General features: G+C 65.3%; 21 protein-coding genes. 13 read left to right on the top strand and 8 right to left on the bottom strand.

Features of this window, described 5'->3' with window-relative positions; all coding sequences use genetic code 11:
• The first annotated feature begins 13 nt into the window (after positions 1-13).
• Positions 14-385, top strand: a complete 372-nt coding sequence (locus tag ACODSK_RS07000; RefSeq protein WP_489014863.1) for a lysozyme inhibitor LprI family protein — start codon at positions 14-16, stop codon at positions 383-385.
• Positions 386-541: 156 nt separating this feature from the next.
• On the opposite strand, the gene ACODSK_RS06995 is transcribed toward ACODSK_RS07000, so the two are convergent.
• The 4 genes from ACODSK_RS06995 to ACODSK_RS06980 form a co-directional block, all read right to left on the bottom strand.
• Positions 542-928, bottom strand: a complete 387-nt coding sequence (locus ACODSK_RS06995) for an HPF/RaiA family ribosome-associated protein (protein ID WP_489014861.1) — start codon at positions 926-928, stop codon at positions 542-544.
• A gap of 244 nt (positions 929-1,172) precedes the next feature.
• Positions 1,173-3,497 carry a TonB-dependent Fe(3+) dicitrate receptor FecA gene (fecA, locus tag ACODSK_RS06990; RefSeq protein WP_489014860.1) on the bottom strand — a complete coding sequence of 775 codons (2,325 nt, stop codon included), beginning with the start codon at positions 3,495-3,497 and terminating at the stop codon, positions 1,173-1,175.
• 256 nt (positions 3,498-3,753) lie between these two features.
• Positions 3,754-4,683, bottom strand: coding sequence for a FecR domain-containing protein (locus ACODSK_RS06985; RefSeq protein WP_489014858.1), 930 nt, complete (start codon positions 4,681-4,683; stop codon positions 3,754-3,756).
• On the bottom strand, positions 4,680-5,183 hold the full coding sequence (locus ACODSK_RS06980) for a sigma-70 family RNA polymerase sigma factor (RefSeq protein ID WP_489014857.1): 504 nt from the start codon (positions 5,181-5,183) through the stop codon (positions 4,680-4,682). The genes ACODSK_RS06985 and ACODSK_RS06980 overlap by 4 nt, the downstream gene beginning before the upstream one ends.
• A gap of 171 nt (positions 5,184-5,354) precedes the next feature.
• Between ACODSK_RS06980 and ACODSK_RS06975 the strand changes: the two genes are divergently transcribed.
• From ACODSK_RS06975 to ACODSK_RS06950, 6 genes are all read left to right on the top strand, one after another.
• A complete protein-coding gene (locus tag ACODSK_RS06975; RefSeq protein WP_489014855.1) occupies positions 5,355-5,660 on the top strand; it encodes a DUF3649 domain-containing protein in 306 nt (101 codons plus the stop codon).
• Positions 5,657-7,234, top strand: a complete 1,578-nt coding sequence (locus ACODSK_RS06970; RefSeq protein ID WP_489014853.1) for a PepSY-associated TM helix domain-containing protein — start codon at positions 5,657-5,659, stop codon at positions 7,232-7,234. The genes ACODSK_RS06975 and ACODSK_RS06970 overlap by 4 nt, the downstream gene beginning before the upstream one ends.
• Entirely contained in the window at positions 7,234-7,560 is a 327-nt protein-coding gene (locus tag ACODSK_RS06965; protein WP_489014851.1) for a DUF3325 domain-containing protein, read from the top strand. Before ACODSK_RS06970 ends, ACODSK_RS06965 begins: the two co-directional genes overlap by 1 nt.
• A gap of 4 nt (positions 7,561-7,564) precedes the next feature.
• On the top strand, positions 7,565-8,131 hold the full coding sequence (locus tag ACODSK_RS06960; protein ID WP_489014850.1) for an RNA polymerase sigma factor: 567 nt from the start codon (positions 7,565-7,567) through the stop codon (positions 8,129-8,131).
• Entirely contained in the window at positions 8,128-9,102 is a 975-nt protein-coding gene (locus ACODSK_RS06955; RefSeq protein ID WP_489014849.1) for a FecR family protein, read from the top strand. The genes ACODSK_RS06960 and ACODSK_RS06955 overlap by 4 nt, the downstream gene beginning before the upstream one ends.
• 105 nt (positions 9,103-9,207) lie before the next feature.
• Entirely contained in the window at positions 9,208-11,610 is a 2,403-nt protein-coding gene (locus tag ACODSK_RS06950; RefSeq protein ID WP_489014848.1) for a TonB-dependent siderophore receptor, read from the top strand.
• Positions 11,611-11,735: 125 nt separating this feature from the next.
• Here ACODSK_RS06950 and ACODSK_RS06945 read toward each other — a convergent pair whose 3' ends face one another.
• On the bottom strand, positions 11,736-12,611 hold the full coding sequence (locus ACODSK_RS06945) for a helix-turn-helix domain-containing protein (RefSeq protein WP_489014846.1): 876 nt from the start codon (positions 12,609-12,611) through the stop codon (positions 11,736-11,738).
• Between the two features lie 134 nt (positions 12,612-12,745).
• On the opposite strand from ACODSK_RS06945, the gene ACODSK_RS06940 reads away from it, so the two are divergent.
• Both ACODSK_RS06940 and ACODSK_RS06935 read left to right on the top strand, forming a co-directional pair.
• A complete protein-coding gene (locus tag ACODSK_RS06940; protein WP_489014844.1) occupies positions 12,746-13,660 on the top strand; it encodes a DMT family transporter in 915 nt (304 codons plus the stop codon).
• A 141-nt stretch (positions 13,661-13,801) separates the two neighbouring features.
• Positions 13,802-14,062: a hypothetical protein gene (locus ACODSK_RS06935; RefSeq protein ID WP_489014842.1), complete on the top strand. Its 261-nt coding sequence runs from the start codon at positions 13,802-13,804 to the stop codon at positions 14,060-14,062.
• Between the two features lie 281 nt (positions 14,063-14,343).
• On the opposite strand, the gene ACODSK_RS06930 is transcribed toward ACODSK_RS06935, so the two are convergent.
• Together ACODSK_RS06930 and ACODSK_RS06925 are read right to left on the bottom strand one after the other, a co-directional pair.
• On the bottom strand, positions 14,344-15,315 hold the full coding sequence (locus ACODSK_RS06930) for a 2-hydroxyacid dehydrogenase (protein WP_489014841.1): 972 nt from the start codon (positions 15,313-15,315) through the stop codon (positions 14,344-14,346).
• A 71-nt stretch (positions 15,316-15,386) separates the two neighbouring features.
• Positions 15,387-16,334, bottom strand: coding sequence for a LysR family transcriptional regulator (locus ACODSK_RS06925; protein WP_489014839.1), 948 nt, complete (start codon positions 16,332-16,334; stop codon positions 15,387-15,389).
• Positions 16,335-16,519: 185 nt separating this feature from the next.
• Here ACODSK_RS06925 and ACODSK_RS06920 point away from each other — a divergent pair, with 185 nt between their 5' ends.
• Genes ACODSK_RS06920 through ACODSK_RS06905 form a run of 4 tightly spaced genes read left to right on the top strand, consistent with a single transcriptional unit; the run spans position 16,520 to position 21,287 of the window.
• On the top strand, positions 16,520-18,046 hold the full coding sequence (locus tag ACODSK_RS06920; RefSeq protein ID WP_489014837.1) for an efflux transporter outer membrane subunit: 1,527 nt from the start codon (positions 16,520-16,522) through the stop codon (positions 18,044-18,046).
• Positions 18,043-20,229: an FUSC family protein gene (locus ACODSK_RS06915; protein WP_489014836.1), complete on the top strand. Its 2,187-nt coding sequence runs from the start codon at positions 18,043-18,045 to the stop codon at positions 20,227-20,229. Before ACODSK_RS06920 ends, ACODSK_RS06915 begins: the two co-directional genes overlap by 4 nt.
• Complete coding sequence (locus ACODSK_RS06910; protein WP_064302741.1) at positions 20,219-20,419, top strand: DUF1656 domain-containing protein; 201 nt, start codon at positions 20,219-20,221, stop codon at positions 20,417-20,419. The genes ACODSK_RS06915 and ACODSK_RS06910 overlap by 11 nt, the downstream gene beginning before the upstream one ends.
• 10 nt (positions 20,420-20,429) lie before the next feature.
• On the top strand, positions 20,430-21,287 hold the full coding sequence (locus ACODSK_RS06905; protein ID WP_489014834.1) for an efflux RND transporter periplasmic adaptor subunit: 858 nt from the start codon (positions 20,430-20,432) through the stop codon (positions 21,285-21,287).
• Between the two features lie 381 nt (positions 21,288-21,668).
• On the opposite strand, the gene ACODSK_RS06900 is transcribed toward ACODSK_RS06905, so the two are convergent.
• Positions 21,669-22,076 (bottom strand): RidA family protein, encoded by a 408-nt coding sequence (locus ACODSK_RS06900; RefSeq protein ID WP_489014832.1) that lies wholly within the window; start codon positions 22,074-22,076, stop codon positions 21,669-21,671.
• Positions 22,077-22,282: the final 206 nt, after the last annotated feature.

Raw genomic sequence — 22,282 nt, 5'->3', positions numbered from 1 at the left:
GGAGTTTTTACCGATGAACCTGCGAACCCTCGCCACTGCCCTGGTCCTGCTCGGTGGCAGCCAGCTGGCCCACGCCGACAGCTACAGCCAGTGCATGAAGGGCGCCAATACCACGGCGGCCATGCGCGAATGTTCCGGCGCCGAACTGAAGCGCCAGGATGATCGCCTGAACCAGAACTACAAGAAGGCCATGGACAGCCTGGAGGAAGAACAGAAGGGCAAGCTGCGCGATGCTCAGCGCAAGTGGGTGGCATATCGGGATGCCAATTGTGGGATGTACTACACGATGACGGGCGGGACCATCGATCAGCTCAACGGGATCGGGTGCGAGGTGGATATGACCAAGCAGCGGGCGGGGGAACTGGAGAACCTGCCGAAATATTGAGGGTGCTCTTCAGGGCCTCATCGCCGGCAACGCCGGCTCTCACCCTGTGGGAGCCGGCGTTGCCGGCGATGAGGCCCGAAAGGCAGCCAAGAAAAAAGCCCCTGACCACAAGGCCAGGGGCTTTCTCGTTTACCGTCTGCGTCTCTGTTTTATCGGTCAGCCCAGGCGTTCGAGGAATTCTTCCTGCAGTAACGCGTCATTGGCGCTGCCATCCTGCTGGGCCACGGCACGTTTGGCGCGCAGCTTGCCGTACAGGTGTTCCAGGGCGTTGTTCAGTTTCTGTGCGGCACCCTCGATGGCCTGCTCCAGGTTGGCGGCCTTGTGGGTAACGGAAATCGGTTGATGGCCTTTTGGGCGTGCCTCCATCTGGCAGCGTTTGTCGTGTGGGCCGGGCTTGTCGCCGTTCTCGTCCCGCAGGTGAACCTCGATGCGGGTGAGGGAGTCGTCGTAGCGTTCGAGCGTGCTTTCAACCGTGCTGCGGACCCACTGCTCCAGACGGATGTTGCCTTGAATATGGTTGTCGCTGTTGACCTGGATTTGCATGATTCCAATCCTTATTCAGCTAGCTCACAAGAGGCATCGGAGGCTGGGTTGCCTGGGAATTCGTTGCCTCTTGCTTACAACTTCGGGCAGATCGGAACAGATTTCAACCCCCTAAAAAATAAAAATATTTTGTTTCAAAAGGGGCCGGAAACAGGGTTAGGATCAGGGAGATAACTTCACAGGCAACACTTCCCCCGTGGGAGCTGGCTTGCCTGCGAAGGGCCGCAAAGCGGCCCCAAAAGCCTCAAAACGCGACAGATGTCTGCAAGTACACCGTACGCGGCTCACCCACATACTTGCCCTTGTTGTTGTCATCGAACGAGCGGGTGAAGTACTCGCGATTGAACAGGTTCTTCACCCCCACCGCCACGTTCAGGTCCGACAGTTGCGGGCCGAAGTCATACGCCGCACGGGTGCTGAACAGCATGTAGCCGGGGATCCGTCCGGTGCTGCCGTCGGCGCTTTCCTGCGAGGTGTTGGCGTTGTCGGCGAACTGGTCGCTCTGGTAGGTGCTGTCCAGGTTCAGCTTCCACGGTCCCTCGGTATAACCCACGCCCAACGTGCCCTTGTGCCGCGACGAGAACGGCACGCGGTTGCCCTTGTTCGCACCGTCCTCGCGGATGGTGGCATCGACGAAGGCGTAGCTGGCGTACACATCGAAGCCGCTGAGCAGCGGGCTGACGTCATCGAGGGCGTATTTCACGCTGGTTTCCACACCCTGGTGACGGGTTTCGCCGCGGGCGATGACGCTGTCGTTGGTCTGGTTGCTTTCGTACTGATTGTCGAAGTTGATAAGGAACAGGCCGGCTTCTGCCTGCAAGTTGCCGTTATCGTAACGAGTACCGATTTCCCAGGTGCGTGCCTTTTCCGGCTTCACTTCACCCTGATCGACACGGTTCGGCATCTGGCTGTACTGCACGCTGCCGAACGAGCCTTCGGTGTTGGCGTAGAGGTTCCAGCTGTCGCTCAGGTGGTACATCACGTTGAGCGCTGGCAGGGCGGTGTTGTAGCTGCCCTGGTAGTCCTTGCCGGTGAGGTTGTTGTTCTGCCGCGAGTCGATCATCTCGTAGCGGATGCCCGGGGTGATGGTCCACTGGCCGATGTCGATGCGGTCATCCAGGTACAGCGCGTGGGCTTCGGTGGCGCCACGGGTATCGCGGTCGTTGCGGCTGCCGGTGGTCGGCAGGCGGTTGGCACTGACCGCTTCCATGAAGCGCAGTTCGTGTCCGGCTTCGTTGACGTAGCGGTAACCCAGGCCGACCTCGTGATGGCTGTCGCCAAGAGCGAAGCCTTGGGTGAAGCGGGTTTCGATGCCGCGTACCCAGTACTCGCGCGGCGACAGCGAGATCGACGTGCCCTGGCGCAGATAACCGCTGCGCAGGGTCTTGGTGAAGAAGCTGTTGACGCTGAACTGACGCTCGCCTTCCTTGTAGTCGTAGCCGGCGTTGAACATGGTCCGGCGGCCCCAGAACTCGTCCTGCAGGCGGGTCGACTGGTACGGATCGGCATCGTAGTCGGCCACGCTCAGGCCCCCGGGCATCTGCGCTTCGCCCTCGTAGTACTGGGCCATGGCGTGCAGGCTGTTGGCTTCGTCGATCTGGAATTTGCCCTTGAGGATCAGGTCGTCGATCTGCGTGTCGCTGTGCTCGCGCCAGTCGCCGCCACGGGTGCCGGAGTACAGCACGGCGCCGCCCAGGCCGTTGTCGGCGGTACCGCCGGCGAGCAGGTTGGCGTTGCTCTTGAAGCCGTCATGGCTGGATGAAGGGCTGGTCTGGGTCTGCAGGCCGGCTTTCACGGTCGGCTCATCGGGGATGGCGCGGGTCACGAAGTTGACGATGCCGCCGACGTTCTGCGGCCCATAGCGCACCGCGCCGCCACCGCGGACCACGTCCACTGCGTCCATGTTGCCCAGGCTGATCGGGGCGAACGACAGCTGTGGCTGGCCGTAGGGCGCGAAGGGTACCGGGATGCCGTCCATCAGCACCGTGGAGCGCGACGCCAGGCGCGGGTTGAGGCCACGGATACCGAAGTTCAGCGCCAGGTCATGGCTGCCGGTGCCATTGTTTTCCGGTGCGTTGACCCCGGGCATGCGGTTGAGCACTTCCCGCGCGCTGCTGGCGCCGGTGCGTTCGAATTCCTCGCGGCGGACCACATCCCGCGCGCCGGCATGTTCGAAGACGTTGTCCTGTTGCGCATCGCCCAGCCAGTCGCCCACCACGTTGGACACGCCGAGCTCCAGCGGGCCATTGGCGGCGCTGCTTGCCGGTTGCAGGCTGAAGGCGTTGTCGCCCTCGGCGCGGGCTTGCAGGCCAGTGCCTTCAAGCAGCGCAGCCAGGCCCTGGGCCGGGGCGAAATCGCCACTCAGGCCGCGGCTGTTGAGGCCCTGGGTGATCTCCGAGCTGAACGAGATCAGCACGCCGCTTTCCCGGCCGAACTGGTTGAGGGCGCTTTCCAGCGCCATGGGCGCGATGTGATAGGTGCGCGCCGGGGCATCGGCGGCCTGCGAGTGGGCGACGGCACCGAAGGTCAGCAGCAGGGCGAGGGCAAGGGGACTGGGACGGAAGGGCATTGCACAGGATCCTTGAGAAGGGCAGGGCGGAAGGGTTCTGTCTTCTCTGTCACGCGAGGTGGGGAAAACGGCTCATCGATCTGGAAATTATTTTTTGGGTTTTCTTTCGGGGCAGCAGGATTGATGTCGAAGCGGATGGCCTCATCGCCGGCAACGCCGGCTCCCACAGGGTTCTATGCCAGCCACATTATCTGTGCTCGGCGCGGTCCCTGTGGGAGCTGGCATTGCCAGCGATGAGGCCCTTGAACTCAGCCAATCAGGCTCTGGCTTCCACCGTCACCCAATACCGGGTAAAGCGCCTCACCTTCACCGGCAACGCCACTTCCAGCAGATCGAGAATCCGCTCGCTGTCCGCCAGTGGATAACTCCCCGACACCAGCAACCCGGCCACTTTCGCATCGCAATTGAGCTGCCCGCGCCGGTAGCGTCCCAGCTCTTCGAGAAACGCCGCCAGCGGCATATGCGCCGCCACCAGCATGCCGTCGACCCAGGCGCCGCTGTTGGCATCCAGCGCCGTGCGCACGCTCCAGCCGGCTTCGTCGAAGCGTGCCTGATGACCGCTTTCCAGAAGGTCTCCGGCCAGCCCGGCCGATCCCTGGAACACCGCGACGCCGGTATGGCTGGCCCAGCGCCGCACATTGAAGCGCCCGGCGGACAGGTCCAGCAGCCCGTCCCGGGTCTGTACGCGCAAGGGCCGCTGGTCTTGCGCCACGGTCAACATCATTTCGCCTTCCAGCAGGCGCACCAGGCGCTGCCCGCCGTCGAAGCGCACATCGGCGGCGCTGGCGGTATTGAGCTGCAACTGGCTGCCATCGTCCAGTTGCATGCGCCGACGCTGCCCCAGCGGGCTGCGGTAGTCGGCAAGCAGCGGCGGCAGGCTGTCGCTGGCGTGCATGCCCAGCCCCACCGCGCTGCCGGCACCGAGGATCAGCAGCATCTTCAGGGCCCGCCGACGACTGGCCGAGGCCGGTGCCTGCAAGGTCGCATGCGCCAGCGGCGAGGACATTCCGCTGAGCCGCTGGTTGACCCGCTGGATATGCGCCCAGGCCTGGCGATGTTCTTCGCTGGCCTGCAACCAGCGTTCCATGGCCAGTTGCTGGCGATGGTCGAGGGTGCCGCCCTGGATCTCGATCAGCCAGTGCACGGCCTGTTCGGCCACCTGGTTGGAAAAGGCCGGAGTGTTCACAGGGCGAAATAACAGCGCATGGCCGCCTTGTTCAGATGACGTTTCACCGTGGCCAGGGAGATGCCCAGCTCGGCGGCGATTTCGTTGTAGGTCAGGCCATCGACCTGGGCCAGCAGGAAGGCGCGCTTGACCTGGGCGGACAAACCGTCGAGCAGGCGGTCCAGTTCCATCAGGGTGTCGAAGATGATCGCCCGCTCTTCCTCCGACGGCGCGACCTCTTCCGGCAACTGCGCCAGCGCCAGCAGGTAGGCGCGCTCCAGTTCCTGGCGGCGGTAGTGGTTGAACAGCACGCGCTTGGCCACGGTGGTGAGGAATGCCCGCGGCTCGTTCAGCACCGGGGTCTCCCGGGCCTGGAGCAGGCGCATGAAGGTGTCCTGGGCCAGGTCGGCGGCATTGTGCGGGCAACCCAGACGACGCCGCAGCCAGCCGGTCAGCCAGCCGTGATGGTCGTGGTAGAGGCCTTCCAGCGAATGGGACAAGACGGGAGGGGCGCTGCGCACCGTGCACACTCCGGGCGCCAGGATGCGCTACAGAATAAGAATTGTTCGCATTGTATGTGGGAAAAGTTCCCAACAGCAATCAGGCAATGATCAGCGGCCCGTCAGACGGCTTTGCTTGTGAGAATCCTTATCATTTATATTAAGCGCCTTTTCCGCCCCGGATCCCCGCCCATGAAGAGCAAAGCCGCCGGCTTGCCCCTGAGTTACCGCCTCGCCGTGACCTCACGCTGCCTCGCCGCGCTGCTCGGTGGCTACGTGCTGGCGGCCATGGTCGGCGTGCTGCTCAGCCAATGGCTGCCGCTGTCCAGGGCCGAGGCGGTGCAGATCGGCATGATGAGCTCGTTCCTGTTCTACCTCGGCGCGTTCATCTGGGCCTTCGCCACCCACAGCGCCTGGCGCGCCTGGCTGGGCATCCTCCTGCCGAGCCTGGCGCTGGCGGCGATCAATGGCCTGACCTACTGGATGAGCAAGGCATGAAAGAGGGCTTCCGCCAGGCGATGGCCTGGCTGCACACCTGGGCCGGGCTGATTTTCGGCTGGCTGCTGTTCGCGATCTTCCTCACCGGGACCATGTCCTACTTCAAGCCCGAGATCACCCGCTGGAGCCAGCCGGAAGTCCCGGTGCGCGCGCTGGATCTCCCGCTGGCCCTGAGCAAGGCCCAGGATTACCTGCAGCGCAACGCCGCCGATGCGCCGAGCTGGTTCATCGAGCCCCCGAACGAGCGCACCCCGGGTATCACCGTCGGTTGGCGCGGCGGCGACGGCCCGCGCGGCTTCACCCGCAAGACCCTCGACGCCGAGACTGGCGAGGAGATCGTCACCCGCCAGACCCGTGGCGGCGACTTCTTCTACCGCTTCCACTTCCAGCTGGAGATGCCCTATCCCTGGGGCCGCTGGCTGGCCACTTTCGCCGCGCTGATGATGCTGGTGGGGCTGGTCACCGGGATCATCACCCACAAGAAGATCTTCAAGGAGTTCTTCACCTTCCGCCCCGGCAAGGGCCAGCGCTCCTGGCTCGACGGCCACAACGCCATCGGCGTGCTGGCGCTGCCGTTCCACCTGATGATCAGCTACAGCAGCCTGGTGATCTTCATGTACATGGTCATGCCGGCGCCGATCCTGGCCAGCTACGACAACGAGCAGGGCTATTTCAACGAGGTGTTCGGCGGGCGCGACAGCGTCAAGGCGTCGGGCGAGAAGGTCGCCCTGCAGCCGCTGCCGGAGTTGTACCGGCAGGTGCTGGCGCAGGCGCCGGATGCGCGGATCATCTGGCTCGATGTCCAGCGACCTGGCGATCGCAATGCCCAGGTGCTGTTCATCCCCGATGGCCATGAGCGGGTCGCGGTGCAGCGCGGTGCCGGCTGGCGCTTCAACGGCGCCGACGGCAGCCTGGCCTGGAGTGCGCGACCGGAGACGCTGGCCGGGACCATCAGTGGCGGCTTCTACGGCCTGCATATGGCGTCCTTCGCCGGCCCGCTGCTGCGTTGGCTGTATTTCTTCTTCGGTCTGGCCGGTACTGCGGTGATCGGCACCGGTCTGGTCATGTGGCTCGGCAAGCGCCAGCTCAAGCACGCCAAGAGCGGCACCCAGCCGTTCGAACTGCGTCTGGTCGAGGTGCTCAACATCGCCAGCATGAGCGGCCTGATCCTCGGCGTGGCCGGCTTCTTCTGGGCCAACCGCCTGCTGCCGGTCGCTCTGGAAGGGCGGGCGCAGTGGGAAGTGAATGCGTTCTTCGCGGTATGGCTGGCGAGCCTGGTGCATGCCGTGCTGCGTCCCGGGCGACGTGCCTGGGGCGAGCAACTGGCCCTGGCAGCACTGTCCTGGGCCGCGTTGCCGCTGCTCAATGCGCTGACCACCGGCCAGGGCCTGAACCGTTCGATCGCGGCCGGCGACTGGGCCATGGCCGGCTTCGATCTCACCGCGCTCGGCTGCGGGCTGCTGTTCGCCTGGACCGCCAGCAAGATGCTGCGCCAACCGGTGCAGGCGCCAAAGCGTGCGCCGAAGCCAGCCAAGGCGGCGCCCCAGCCCACCCGTGAAGCGGAGGCAAGCTGATGCTGGCGATTGCCTTGTTTGCCTTTGCCGGTTGTGCGGCGCTGTGCCTGGCCATGGACAAGCACTTCACCGAGTTGCTCGGGCGCAAGCCCAGGCCCGAACAACTGCTCGGCCTGCGCGTGGTCGGCTGGCTGCTGCTGGCCCTGGCGCTGACTGCCGCAGTCGACCACCGGGGCTGGGCCGTCGGCCTGGCGGAGCTGTTCGGCATGCTGATGGCCGGCCTGTGCCTGTGGGTGTTCGCCCTGCCGTACCGGCCGCGCTGGCTGCTCGGCCTGGCGCTGCTGAGCCTGGTGCTGGCGCCGTTTTCCGCACTGGGGCTGATCTGAAGCGATGAGCGAACCCCTCGACCTGCCACCCCACGACGCCCCGGCCCGGGCGCGCTTTCTCCAGGTGTTCCTGGCCCAGCGCGGGCGCATGGAAAACCTGGTGAACCGGCGTGTCGGCTGCCGGGCCACGGCGGCCGACCTGGTGCAGGAGCTGTTCCTGCGTTTCTGGCGCAAACCGCAGGTGGAGATCGAGGCGCTGGACAGCTACCTGATGCGCTGCGCCGGCAATATCGCCATCGATCACCTGCGCAGCGAGGGCGCCCGCGAGCGGGTCAACGACAACCTGCCCGAGCCCCTCGAACTGCCCCAGGAAAGCGAGCCGCAAGCCGCCCTGGAAGCCAGCAGCGACCTGCGCCGGATCGAGGCGGCGCTGCGCGAGCTGCCCGAGCGCACCCGGCAGATCTTCCTGCTCAACCGCATCCATGGCCGCACCTATGGCGACATCGCCAAGGTCATGGGGCTTTCGCAAAGCGCGGTGGAAAAACATATGATGCGCGCCCTCGAGGCCTGCAAGGCGAGTATCGCTACCGCGCCCGAGCAGCCCCGCAAGCCAGGAAGCGCGCCGCGATGAACGCCTCTATCACCGCCGAACAACAGCAGACCGCCCTCGACTGGCTGGCCCGGATCAATGGCCAGCCACAATTGGCCGAGGGTGCGGCGTTCAAGCGCTGGTTGCTCAGCGACCCGGCCCACGGGCAGGCCTATCGCGAGGCCCAGGCGTTGTGGCAGCTCAGCGAGGCGCCAGCAGCGCGCCTGGCGGCGGAAGAGGACGAGGCGCTGCAAGCCCTGTTGCGGGCCATGGACCGTCCTGCGGCCGCGCCATGGCGCAAGCTCGGTGGTCTCGCCGTGGCGGCGTCCGTGGTGCTGATGCTGGGTATCGGTGCCGGCTGGCATCCGGCCGACTGGCTGCGGGATTTCGGTGCCGACTATGTGGCGCCGGTCGGGCAGATCCGCGAGGTGACCCTGGCCGATAACTCGCATCTGGTGCTGGATGCCGATACCGCCATCAGCGTCGATTTCAACCAGGGCCAGCGGCGTATCCAGTTGCACCGTGGCGCGGTATTCTTCGAGGTCGCCCATACCGGCGAACCCTTTATCGTCGAAGCCGAAGGCGGGCGCACCGAGGTGCTCGGCACCCGCTTCGAGGTGCGCCAGCAGACGGGTGGGGCGGAGGTCACGGTGCTGTCGGGGCGGGTCGGAGTCACGGCCGCCGAAGGCGAAACCCAGCAGATACTCACCGCCAACCAGCAGGTCGACTACCACGACGGCCATGCCAGCGCGGTACACGCCGTGGACAGCGAAAACCGCCTGGCCTGGCGCCAGGGCTGGCTGAACTACTACCAGTTGCCGCTGAGCCAGGTGGTGGACGACCTGGCCCGCTATTACCCCGGCCGCATCATCCTGCTCGACCGCGAGCTCGGCGCGCGCAAGGTCAGCGGCAGCTTCCCCGGCAACGATCCGCTGGCGGCCCTGGATGCCCTCGGCGCGGTGGCCGGGTTCCAACGCCACACCCTGCTCGGGCGGGTCACCCTGCTGCGCTGAAAAATATTTTCAAAAGGACGTGAGGTATCCCGCCAGCCCATCCGTGTAGTGAGTGGAAGTGCGATTTATTCGCATACAAGACGGTTCTCTCACAGGTTCATCGGCATGAAGGCAAGGTCGGCGGTTCACGGTGTTTCTCTCGGTTTGGCGGCGGGTCTGATGGTGGTCGGCGTGGTTCCGGCATTTGCCGCGGAGCAGGTCGAGCAGGTGTATCAGTTCGACCTGCCGGGCAAACCGCTGCCCCAGGCGCTGGCCGATTTCAGCCGGATCACCGGCCTCGGCGTGGTCTACACCGCCGAGTTGCCAGCCCTGCAAGCCCCGGCGCTGAACGGCCGCCTGAGTGCCGAGCAGGCCCTGCAGCGCCTGTTGCAGAATTCCGGCTTTGGCTACCGCCGGGTCAATGCCCGCACCCTGACCGTCGAGCCGCTGCCCCAGGACGGCGCTCCGCTCACCCTGCAAGCCACCAGCATCACCTCCCAGGCCGACGGCATCGGCAGCTATCGCCAGCCGGAAAGCACCTCGATCATGCGCGGCTCGGCGTCGAGCATGGAGATTCCCCAGGCGATCAACGTGGTGCCCGAGCAGGTGCTCAAGGACCAGACCCCGCGCAACCTCGACGACGCCCTGTACAACGTCAGCGGCATCACCCAGGGCAACAACTTCGGCGGCACTTCCGATACCGTGATGAAGCGCGGCTTCGGCGATAACCGCGACGGTTCGATCATGCGCGACGGCATGCCCATCGTGCAGGGCCGCAGCCTCAACGCCACCACCGAGCGGGTCGAAGTGCTCAAGGGCCCGGCCTCGCTGCTGTACGGCATCCAGGACCCGGGCGGGGTGATCAACGTGGTCAGCAAGCGCCCGCAGTTGCAGAGCTACAACGCCCTCAACCTGCGCGGCTCGACCTACGGCGAAGGCAAGAACGGCAGCGGCGGCGGCCTCGACAGCACCGGTGCACTGGGCGACAGCGGGCTGGCCTACCGCCTGGTGGTCGATCACGAGGACGAGGACTACTGGCGCAACTACGGCGTGCACCGCGAATCCCTGGTGGCGCCATCGCTGGCCTGGTATGGCGAGAACACCCAGGTGCAACTGGCCTACGAGCACCGCGAGTTCGTCTACCCGTTCGACCGCGGCACCGCCATCGACCCGCGCACCAATCGCCCGCTGAACATCCCCGCCGAGCGCCGCCTCGACGAGCCGTTCAACGATATGGAAGGGCGCTCGGACCTGTATCGCGTCGAGGTCGACCACCAGTTTTCCGATGACTGGAAGGCCCACTTCGGCTACAGCTGGAACCGCGAAACCTACGATGCCAGCCAGGTGCGGGTGACCGGCGTCAACGCCACCAACGGCACCCTGACCCGCAGCATCGACGGCACCCACGGCTCGCTGAGCACCGACCGCTTCGCCACCCTCAGCTTCGACGGCAAGGTGCAGATCGCCGGCCTGCAGAACGACCTGCTGTTCGGCATCGACAGCGAGTACCGCAAGATCTACCGCGCCGACCTGATCCGCCAGACCAGCCGCAGCACCTTCAGCTACATCAATCCGGTGTATGGCCGCGAGGTCGAGGGCAGCACCGTGCGTGCCAGCGACAGTGACCAGACCGACAAGCTGCGCAACGACTCGCTGTTCTTCCAGGACTCGCTGCACCTCGACGATCACTGGATCCTGGTGGCTGGCGCGCGCTGGCAGACCTATGACCAGTACGCCGGTCGCGGCCGCCCGTTCACCGCCAACACCGACAACAAGGACCAGGCCTGGGTGCCCCATGCCGGTGTGGTCTACAAGGTCGACGACACGCTGTCGCTGTACGGCAGCTACAGCGAGTCGTTCAAGCCCAACTCCAGCATCGCCCCGCTGACCGGCGGCCTGGTGCTCGACTCGGCAATTGCGCCGGAGGAAGGCAAGTCCTGGGAAATCGGCGCCAAGCTCGACCTGCCGGAGTCCGTCAGCGCCACCGTCGCGCTGTTCGATATCACCAAGCGCAACGTGCTGGTCTCCAACTTCGACACCAGCACCGGTGACACGGTGTACAGCGCAGCGGGCGAGGTGAAGTCCCGTGGCCTGGAAGTGGACGTCAGCGGCCAGCTCAGCGAGCGCTGGAGCCTGATGGGCAGCTACGCCTTCACCGACGCGGAAGTGACCAAGGACCCGGACTACAAGGGCAACCGCCTGCAGAACGTCGCCAAGCACAGCGGCTCGTTGTCGGCGGTGTATGACTTCGGCAGCGTGCTGGGCGGCGACCGCCTGCGCATGGGCGCCGGGGCGCGCTATGTCGGCGAGCGGGCGGGCAACCCGGTCAACGACTTCGACCTGCCGTCGTACACCGTGGCCGATGCCTTCGCCAGCTACGAGACCAAGCTGGACGAGCACAAGGTGCGCTTCCAGTTGAACGTCAAGAACCTGTTCGACAAGACCTACTACACCTCGGCGGTGAACCGCTACTTCGTGGCGATCGGCGATTCGCGGCAGGTGAGTTTGTCGAGCACGCTGGAGTTCTGATTATCTGTGGTGACCTTTCGGGCCTCATCGCCGGCAACGCCGGCTCCCACAAGGTTCCGTGCACCGCTGGACCTGTGGGAGCCGGCCGGGCGGCGATCCGATTGCCGGCGATGAGGCCCTGAAGATCAACCGCGAAGTGCCAGCCGATACGCCCCTGGAGTAGCCCCCACCACCTGGCGGAACCTGTTGCTGAAATGACTGGCACTGGCAAACCCGCAAGCCAGCGCCACCTCGCCCAGCGGCAGGTCGCCGCCGCGCAGCAATTGCCGGGCCTTGGCCAGTCGCCGCGCCAGCACGTACTGGTGCGGCGGCAGGCCGAAGCTTTCGCGGAACATCCGGGCGAAATGGTATTCGGAGAGATTGCACAACCCCGCCAGCTCGCCCACCCCCAGCGGCTGATCGAGGTGCGCGTCGATGTAGTCGGTCAGTTGCCGACGTTGCCAGCTCGCCAGGCCGCCCTTCAAGCGCAGCCCGTCGCGCATGCCCACTTCGCTGAGAATCGCGTGGCTGAGGATTTCATGGGCCAGGCTGCCGGTCAGCAGGCGCTCGCCCGGTTCATCCCAGTTGAGCGCGATCAACTGGCGAAAGCGCCGGGTCTGCTGCGGGTCGTCGATGAAGGTCGCTTCGCGCAACTGCATCTCCCGCGGTTCACGGTCGAGCAGGCTGACGCAGCCGAGGGCGAACTGCTCCTGGCTGATATACACATGGGCCAGGCGGATGCTGCCGTTGATGATCCAGTGCGACGGGCTGCCCGCCGGGATCACGCAGAGCTTGTCCGGGGCGCCCTTGTTGTCCGGGCGCTCGCGGCGGTAGGTGCCGGTGCCGTCGGCGATGTAGCAGGACAGCGTGTGATGGCTGGGCGCCTCGTAGTCGCGGGCATCATGGCGGTTGCTCCACAGGGCCGCGGCCAGGCCTTCGCCGAGCTGCGCGCTGTGTTCCAGGCGAGCGTGGGGCGAATCGTTCAGGGATTTGAACACCTGCAGTTGGTCGAGCGCGGTCATGGTGGCTACCTCCGAGGCCATCCTACGCCCGTAGGACAGGTCTTACACCGGGGCCGACGAGAAAAGCGCAGGTTTATGCAAGCGCGGGCGACGGACGAGGGGCGAGACTGCAAGCCAACCTGGGAGGCTTTGCCATGAACCTGTCGCTGTACCTGCTCACCGTCCTGATCTGGGGCACCACCTGGATCGCCCTGAAACTGCAACTCGGCGTGGTCGCCATCCCGGTGTCGATCGTCTATCGCTTCGCCCTGGCAGCGCTGGTGCTGTTTGCCTTCCTCCTGATCAGCCGCAAGCTGCAACCGATGAACCGGCGCGGGCATCTGGTCTGCGTGGCCCAGGGCCTGTGCCTGTTCTGCCTGAACTTCATGTGCTTCCTCACCGCCAGCCAGTGGGTGACCACCGGGCTGATCGCCGTGGTGTTCTCCACTGCAACCCTGTGGAACGCGCTGAATGCGCGGATTTTCTTCGGCCAGAAGATCGCCGCCAATGTGCTGCTTGGCGGGGCGCTGGGCCTGAGCGGTTTGGGGCTGCTGTTCTGGCCGGAACTGGCCGGGCAGGGTGCCAGCCACGAAACCTTGATGGGCCTTGGCCTGGGGCTGGCCGGCACCCTGTGCTTCTCTGCCGGCAACATGCTCTCCAGCGTGCAGCAGAAAGCCGGGTTGCGGCCGATGACCACCAATGCCTGGGGCATGCTCTACGGCGCGAGCATGCTCGGGCTGTATTGCCTGGTCAGCGGCGTGCCGTTCGGCATGGACTGGAGCGGGCAGTACGTCGGCTCGCTGCTGTACCTGGCGGTGCCGGGCTCGGTGATCGCCTTCACCGCCTACCTGACCCTGGTCGGGCGCATGGGGCCGGAGCGGGCGGCCTATTGCACCGTGCTGTTCCCGCTGGTAGCGCTGAACGTCTCGGCGGTGATGGAGGGCTACCAGTGGACGCCGCCGGCGCTGGCCGGGTTGGCGCTGGTGATGATGGGGAATGTGCTGGTGTTCAGGAAGCCGCGGGTGAAGGCAGTGAATGCCGAGGCGGCGCCAGCCATCACAAAGTACTAGTCGATATTCAAGGTACTGGGGGCGTGGCGGCTCACTATGCTTCAAGGGCAAACGTAGTGACGCCAATCTGGTCAGGAGGACACCCCCCTGTCGTCCCATGCCTGGCAGGGGGCGATGGATCAATTGGAGAGCGATCCCGACATGATGTCGATACGCTCGCTCGACAAGAGCGACGCCAAGTGCAAGGAGGCCTGGCAAGCTTCCGCCGTGCATGGCAACAAGGCGTGCTGGCTGATCGAGCCCATGGCGCTGTCCGCCGGCAAGTGTTCGGTGTCGGTGAATTGTCCGGAAAAGCCCGGGAGCGTCTTCATGATCAATCCGACCAAGGCCACTGGCAGTTGGACACCCGACGAGGTCAAGCGCTTGAAGTACGCTGACAAGAAACTCGCGCCGGGCAACTGAGCGCTTCCATCAGCATAGGTATCTACCAGGCACAACGCGGACCTGTGGGAGCGGCTGTTAGCCGCGATTGGGCGCGAAGCGGCCATAAACCGGTGTTCTCGTTGTGTCAGAAAGACTTGGGACTGAGGTTTTGCGACGGCTTCGCCGTCGATCGCGGCTAACAGCCGCTCCCACAAAGTCCGTGCTACACCCGGCTAACGATGTGTAGATACCCATGCTTCCACCAGGCCGGCCGCTCGACGCCGTTATCGAGTGGCCGGTACCTCGTTACCCAAGGCGAATCACTTCCACACTTGCGGATTCACCAGATCCTGCGGCCGCTCACCCAGCAGTGCCGCACGCAGGTTGTCGATCGCCCGGTTGGCCATGGCCTCGCGGGTCTCGGCCGTGGCCGAACCGATATGCGGCAAGGTCACCGCATTGCTCAGGGCGAACAGCGGCGATTCGCTCAGTGGCTCCTTCTCGTACACGTCCAGCCCTGCGCCGCGGATGGTGCCGTTCTGCAGAGCCTCCACCAGCGCCGCTTCGTCCACCACCGGACCGCGAGAGATGTTGATCAGGAACGCACTGCGCTTCATCTGCTTGAGTTGCTCGGCGCCGATCAGGTGCTTGGTGTGGGCGCTCAGTGGCACCACCAGGCAGACGAAATCGGCTTCGGCCAGCAACTGCTCCAGGCTCACGTAGCGCGCGCCCAGTTCCTGCTCCAGTTCGGCCTTGCGGCTGTTGCCGCTGTAGAGAATCGGCATGTTGAAGCCGAAGCGCCCGCGCCGGGCCACTGCTGCGCCGATATTGCCGAGGCCGACGATGCCCAGGGTCTTGCCGTGCACGTCGGAACCGAAGTGCGACGGCGCTACGGTGGCCTTCCAGTTGCCAGCCTTGGTCCAGGCATCCAGCTCGGCGATGCGCCGGGCGCTGCTCATGATCAGGCTGAAGCCGAGGTCGGCGGTGCTTTCGGTGAGCACGTCGGGGGTGTTGGTCAGGGCGATGCCGCGTTGGGTCAGGTAGGCCACGTCGTAGTTGTCGTAGCCCACCGAAACGCTGGACACCACTTCCAGCTTCAGCGCGCCGTGCAGTTGCGCTTCACCCAGCTTGCGCCCGGCACCGATCAGGCCGTGGGCTTCGGGCAGGGCTTCGTCGAACTGGGCTGCGATGTCACCATTCTTCGGATCGGGAATGATGACGTTGAAGTCTTGCTGCAGGCGCTCGGCCATGGGCGGGGTGATGCGGCTGAAGGCCAGTACCGTCTTTTTCATCGGCGAAATCTCTGCGGGGCGGGGGAGAATGGGTAGCAACCTATCATTCCCGCCACGCCCGGCACAAAGATTTAGTGGGCGATGCGCAACTCGTGGGTCTTCAGGTCGGCCTCGTGGGCGGCGAGGATTTCCGGCAGGGAGTTACGCAGGTACTCGACCCAGGTCTTGATCTTGGCGTCGAGGTACTGCCGCGACGGGTAGATCGCGTACAGGTTCAACTCCTGCAAGCGGTACTCGGGCATCACCCGCACCAGGGTGCCGTCGCGCAGGCCGTCGATGGCCGAGTAGATCGGCAGCACGCCGACCCCCATGCCGCTGCGGATCGCTGCTTTCATCGCATCCGCCGAGTTCACCTGGAACGGCGCCTGGGTGATGTTCACCACTTCCTGGCCTTCCGGGCCGTCGAACAGCCATTTCTCCAGCGGGATCACCGGGCTGACCATGCGCAGGCAGGCGTGCTTGAGCAGGTCCGACGGTTTTTGCGCGACGCCGTGCTCGGCCACGTATTCGGGCGAGGCGCAGACGATGCTGTAGGTAATGCCCAGGCGCTGGGAGACGAAGCCGGAGTCCGGCAGTTCGCTGGCCAGCACGATGGAGATGTCGTAGCCCTCGTCCAGCAGGTCCGGCACGCGGTTGGCCATGGTCAGGTCGAAGGTTACGTCCGGATGGGTCTGGCGATAACGGGCAATGGCGTCGATGACGAAGTGCTGGCCGACCCCGGTCATCGAGTGCACTTTCAGTTGCCCGGCCGGCCGGGCGTGGGCGTCGCTGGCTTCGGCCTCGGCTTCCTCGACGTAGGTGAGGATCTGCTCGCAGCGCATCAGGTAGCGTTTGCCGGCTTCGGTCAGGGCGATGCGCCGGGTGGTGCGGTTGAGCAGGCGGGTTTGCAGGTGTGCTTCAAGATTGGAAACCGCCCGCGAGACGTTCGCGGTGGTCGTATCCAGCTGCACGGCGGCGGCGGTAAAGCTGCCGACCTGGGCGACGCAGCTGAAAGCACGCATGTTTTGCAGGGTGTCCATGGGGCGCTCTCAAGGAAGACGACAGAATTGTGACATGAAGTAACAGCCTGGGTCGTCAGACTAAAGCCGGATTATCGCTGAATCGGTAACAAAGATTCGCAGGAATGCACGCTTATCGCCATCACGGCACGCTCATAGAATTGCGCTTTCTTGGCTTCATCCACCTACGTCGGGAATTTGCAGCAGTGCCGCGTCGCATCATCAGAGCGTTGAATGCGCTCAGTGTCTGTGCCTTTTGCTTCACCTTGAGCGGCTGTATCGGAACCTGGGGCATCGCCCCGCAAAGCAAGACGCTGCAAGCCAACACCCTGACAACCGACGCGGCGATCGCCGAAGCCGCCCGCGACGCGCACTGGCCCGAACAACAGTGGTGGCGCGCCTATGGCGACCCGCAACTGGACCGCTGGATGCAACTGGCCCTGAGTGGCAGCCCGAGCCTGGCCATGGCCGCAGCGCGGGTGCGCGAGGCCAGGGCCATGGCCGGGGTGGTCGAGTCGGCCGAGAAGCTCCAGGTCAATGGCGAGGCGACCCTCAAGCGCCACAACTGGCCGGAAGACCAGTTTTACGGTCCCGGCGCGCTGTCCGGCGCGAACACCTGGGATAACAACGCCGCCCTTGGCTTCCGCTACGCCCTCGACCTCTGGGGCCGCGAGGAGAACGCCAGCGAACAGGCGGTGGACCTGGCCCATATGAGCGTGGCCCAGGCCCGCCAGGCCCAGCTCGAACTGCAGAACAACCTGGTGCGGGTGTATATCCAGCTGTCGCTGCATTTCGCCCAGCGCGATGTGGTCAAGGCCGAACTGGCCCAGCAGGAGCAGATCCTCGCCCTGGCCGAACGACGCCTGGCCGGCGGCATCGGTACCCATTTCGAAGTCAGCCAGGCACAGACTCCGCTGCCGGAGACCCATCGCCAGCTCGACGCCCTCAATGAAGAGATCGCCCTGGCGCGCAACCAGCTGGCGGCGCTGGCCGGCAAGGGCCCGGGGGAGGGCGCGCAGATCCAGCGTCCGCGACTGTCCCTGGCAGCGCCGCTGAAACTGCCATCGGCGCTGCCGGCCGAGCTGGTCGGCCAGCGTCCGGATGTGGTCGCCAGCCGCTGGCAGGTCGCGGCCCAGGCTCGCGGCATCGACGTCGCCCATGCCGGCTTCTTCCCCAATGTCGACCTGGTCGGCGGTCTCGGCTTCATGGCCACCGGCGGCGGCCCGCTGGAGTTTCTGACCGGGCGCAAATTCAACTACAACGTCGGCCCGGCCATCAGCCTGCCAATCTTCGATGGCGGGCGTCTGCGCTCCGAGCTGGGCGTCGCTTCGGCTGGTTACGACATCGCCGTGGCGCGCTACAACCAGACCGTGGTCGAGGCGCTCAAGGGCATCTCCGACCAGTTGATCCGCCGCGAGTCGATGAAGGAGCAGGCGCACTTCGCTGCCGAATCCGTGGCCTCGGCGCAGAAGACCTACGACATCGCCATGATCGCTTTCCAGCGCGGCCTCACCGACTACCTCAACGTGCTCAATGCGCAGACCCTGCTGTTCAAGCAGCAGATGATCGAGCAGCAGGTCCAGGCCGCGCGCCTGAGCGCCCATGCAGGGCTGGTCACTGCTCTCGGCGGCGGCCTCGGTGCCGGCGCCGACGTGCCTGACGCCGAGCGCCAGGACGCACCCAAGACCCCTCGTACCCTGGCAATCTTCGACCAACCCGGCCACGCCCAATGAACGCACTGGCTTTGCCGTTCCGCTGGCTCGCCTCCCTGGAGTGGCGCCGCGGCTTTCTCGAGTGGGCGTGCACCGACGGCGTGACCTGGGTGTACATCTTCAAGGTACTGGTCGCCGCCTTCGCCACCCTGTGGCTGGCCATGCGCCTGGAACTGCCGCAGCCGCGCACGGCGATGATCACCGTGTTCATCGTCATGCAGCCGCAGAGCGGGCATGTGTTCGCCAAGAGCTTCTACCGGGTGCTCGGGACGTTGGCCGGCTCGGCGATGATGGTCGCGCTGATCGCCATCTTTCCGCAGAACACCGAGTTGTTCCTGCCCAGCCTGGCACTGTGGGTCGGCTTGTGTTCGGCCGGGGCCATGCGCTACCGCACCTTCCGCGCCTATGGTTTCGTGCTGGCCGGCTACACGGCGGCGATGATCGGCTTGCCGATTCTCGACCAGCCGCAGCAGGCCTTCATGGCGGCGGTATGGCGGGTGCTGGAAATCGGTCTGGGGATCTTCGTCTCGACCCTGGTCAGCGCCGCGATCCTGCCGCAGTCGGCCAGTGCGGCGATGCGCAACGCCCTGTACCAGCGCTTCGGCGTGTTTGCAGGGGTGGTGGTGGAAGGCCTGCGCGGTGACAGCCAGCGTGATCGCCTGGAGAGCAGCAACGTGCGCTTTATCGCCGAGGCGGTGGGGCTGGAGAGCCTGCGCAGCGTCACCACCTTCGAAGACCCGCACATGCGTCGGCGCAGCGGCCGGCTGATGCGCATGAACAGCGAGTTCATGGCCATCACCACGCGCTACAACGCCCTGCATCAGTTGCTCGAACGCTTGCGCCTGCGTGGCCCGTTGCAGATCGTCAGCGCCATCGAGCCGGGGCTGAAGACCCTGGCGGAATTGCTCGATCCCTACGTCGGCCGCGCCCTGACCGCCGCCGATGCGCTGCGCCTGACCCTGGAGCTGGCCGCCTACAAGGAAGGCCTGCCGGCGCAGGTCCGCGCCTTGCGCGCCATCTACGAGGAAACCGCGCCAAGCGAGTCCGACCTGCTGGATTTCCACACCGCCTACGAGCTGCTCTACCGCTTCGTCGACGATATGCACAACTACGCCGAGACCCACGCCTCCCTGGCCGCGCACAACCACGAGCGCGAGCAATGGGACGAGCCCTACGTAGCGCATTCAAGCTGGGTGGTCTCGGCGGCGGCCGGGGTGCGCGCGGCGGCAGTGCTGCTGTTGCTCGGCAGCTACTGGCTGCTCAGCAACTGGCCCAGCGGCGGCATGATGACCCTGATCGCCACGGTCACCGTGGGCCTCTCGGCGGCCTCGCCCAACCCCAAACGCATGTCGTTCCAGATGGCTTGCGGCACCTTGTTCGGCGCCTTCGTCGGCTTCTTCGAAACCTTCTTCGTGTTCCCCTGGATCGACGGTTTCCCGCTGCTCTGCCTGGTGCTGGCGCCGGTGTTCGTGCTCGGGGCCTTCCTCGCCTCGCGCCCGGCCTATGCCGGCTACGGCCTGGGCCTGCTGGTGTTCTTCGCCATCGGCTCGGTGCCCAACAACCTGACCGTCTACAACCCGTACACCTTCATCAACGACTACATCGGCATGGTCATCGGCATGCTGGTGTGTGCCGCCGCCGGGGCGATCATCCTGCCGCCCAACAGCCGCTGGTTGTGGAGTCGCCTGGAGCAGGACCTGCGCGAGCAGGTGCTGTTCGCCATCAGCGGACGGCTGCGCGGGCTGGGTTCGGGCTTCGAAAGCCGCACCCGCGACCTGCTGCACCAGGCCTATGGCCTGGCCGTCGGCCAGCCGTTGGTGCAAAGCCGCCTGCTGCGCTGGATGTTCGTGGTGCTGGAAGTCGGTCACGCCATCATCGAACTGCGCAAGGAGCAGGCGATCCTCCCGGTGCATCCGTCTTATGCCGAGTCCCAGCCGTGGCGCCAGGCCATCCGGGTCATGGGCCGGGCGCTGGCGCGGCTGTTCCTGCAGCCCACCGCGAGCAACCACGAGCGCGCCCTGGTGGCGGTGGAGCATGCGATCAGCCGCGTGCAGGCCACCGACGAACCCTTCGCCCGCCACTTCGACACCTCGGCGCTGCGCCGGGTGCAGAGCTACCTGCACTTCATCCGTACTTCCCTGCTCGACCCTCGATCGCCGCTGGCCGAACTCGGCCCGCAGCCAGGAGCAACCCATGCTTCGTGAAATCGCCTTCCATGGCCTGTACATGCCCACCGTGACCCTGATGTTCCTGTTCGCCGCGGGCCTGGCCTGGGGGCTGGACCGGTTTATCGCCAGCGTCGATGGCTACCGTTTTTTCTGGCACCCGGCCTTGCTGCGCCTGTGCCTGTTTCTTTGCCTGTTCGGCGCCATGGCGCTGACCGTCTACCGTTGAGAGCCCGTCGATGAAGAAGTTTTTCAGCCTGATCGCCACCTTGCTCGTGCTCGCCGCCGCCGTGGCGATCGGCCGGCAGCTGTGGATCAACTACATGACCACGCCCTGGACCCGCGACGGCCGGGTCCGCGCCGACATCATCAACGTCGCCGCCGATGTGCCGGGGTATGTGGTGGACGTGCCGGTCAAGGACAACCAGTTGGTGAAGAAGGGCGACGTACTGCTGCGCATCGACCCCGAGCACTATGAAATTGCCGTGCGCCAGGCCGAGGCGCTGGTGGCCTCGCGCAAGGCCACCTGGGAAATGCGCAAGGTCAACGCCAGCCGCCGCGCCGACCTGGACAACCTGGTGATCTCCAAGGAAAACCGCGACGACGCCAGCAACATCGCCAACTCGGCGCTGGCCGACTACCAGCAGGCCCAGGCGCAACTGGCGGCGGCGCAACTGGACCTCAAGCGCACCACCATCCTCGCCACGGTCGATGGCTACGTCACCAACCTCAACGTGCATCGCGGCGACTACGCGCGTACCGGCGAGGCCAGGATGGCGGTGGTGGACCGTGATTCGTTCTGGGTCTACGGCTTCTTCGAAGAGACCAAGCTGCCCCATGTGCGGGTGGGCGACCATGCCGAGTTGCAGATGATGAGCGGCGAGGTGTTGCAGGGGCATGTAGAGAGCATTTCCCGTGGTATCTACGATCGCGACAACCCGGAGAGTCGCGAGCTGATCGCCGATGTGAATCCGACCTTCAACTGGGTGCGCCTGGCCCAGCGGGTGCCGGTGCGGATCCATATCGACGAAGTACCGGAGGGGTACCTGTTGGCGGCGGGGACGACCTGTACGGTGATCGTGCGGCCTGGGGAGTGAGGGTGTTCTTTCGGGCCTCATCGCTGCATGGGTATCTACACAACTTGAGATCAACCACAAAGCCACAGGTCGCCGTGTACCTGTGGGAGCGGCTGTTAGCCGCGATTGGCCGCAAAGCGGCCATGAAACCTGTGCCCTCGGTGTGTCAGGCAGGTCTGGGACTCAGGTTTTACGACGGCTTCGCCGCCGATCGCGCGGTCCGGCGTTCCGGCTAACAGCCGCTCCCACAAGGTCCGTGTTGTTCCTGATAGAGATGTGTAGATACCCATGCTCATCGCTGCGGTTCGGCGCCCCGACAAGCCAGCTCCCACAAGGATCTGCATGCACAGAACCTGTGGGAGCCGGCTTGCCGGCGATGAGGCCATCCGCTACACCGCAGAACTAGAGCCCGACCGCCACCGCTTCCACCTCCACCAGCATCCCCTCCAGCGCCAGCCTTGGCACCGGAATCAGGGTGCAGGCCGGCTTCATCCGTCCGCCCCACACCTCGTCCGCCACTGCTACCCAATCCCGCAGCCGCTGCGGCGAGTGATCGACGATCAGCAGCGTCAGCTTGAACACATCACCGATCCCGGCGCCCCGTGCGGCCAGGGCTCTCTTCACGTTCTCCAGAGCCTGCCGGGCCTGTTCGGCGAACACCGGTGACAGTGCGCCCCCCAGGTCCTCGCCACCTTGCCCGGCAAGGAAGATCAGGCGCGTCCCGGCCTTGACCTCGGCGATATGGGAATAGGCATTGGCGCTCGGGTCGTAGAGGCCTTCCGGGTTGAACAGCTGGAACGGGGCGGTCATGGCGAAACTCCACAGGACGAAAGAGCGGGGGAGTTTCAGACCTCTAGTTAGGTTGAGGTCAAGCGGGTTTTGCCTGGCATGATCTGAGGGGCATTGTGGGAGCGAGCTCGCTCGCGAAGGACCGCAGGGCGGTCCCAAAACCCGGCATGCCGCGCTTCGCGAGCAAGCTCATTACGGCAGCCAGAGTGAACTGCCGCCTATCCTCA

The sequence above is a fragment of the Pseudomonas sp. FG98 genome (assembly GCF_057808595.1).
The sequence above is the reverse complement of the archived record's forward strand: the minus strand, read 5'-3'. Positions and strand labels throughout refer to the sequence as shown.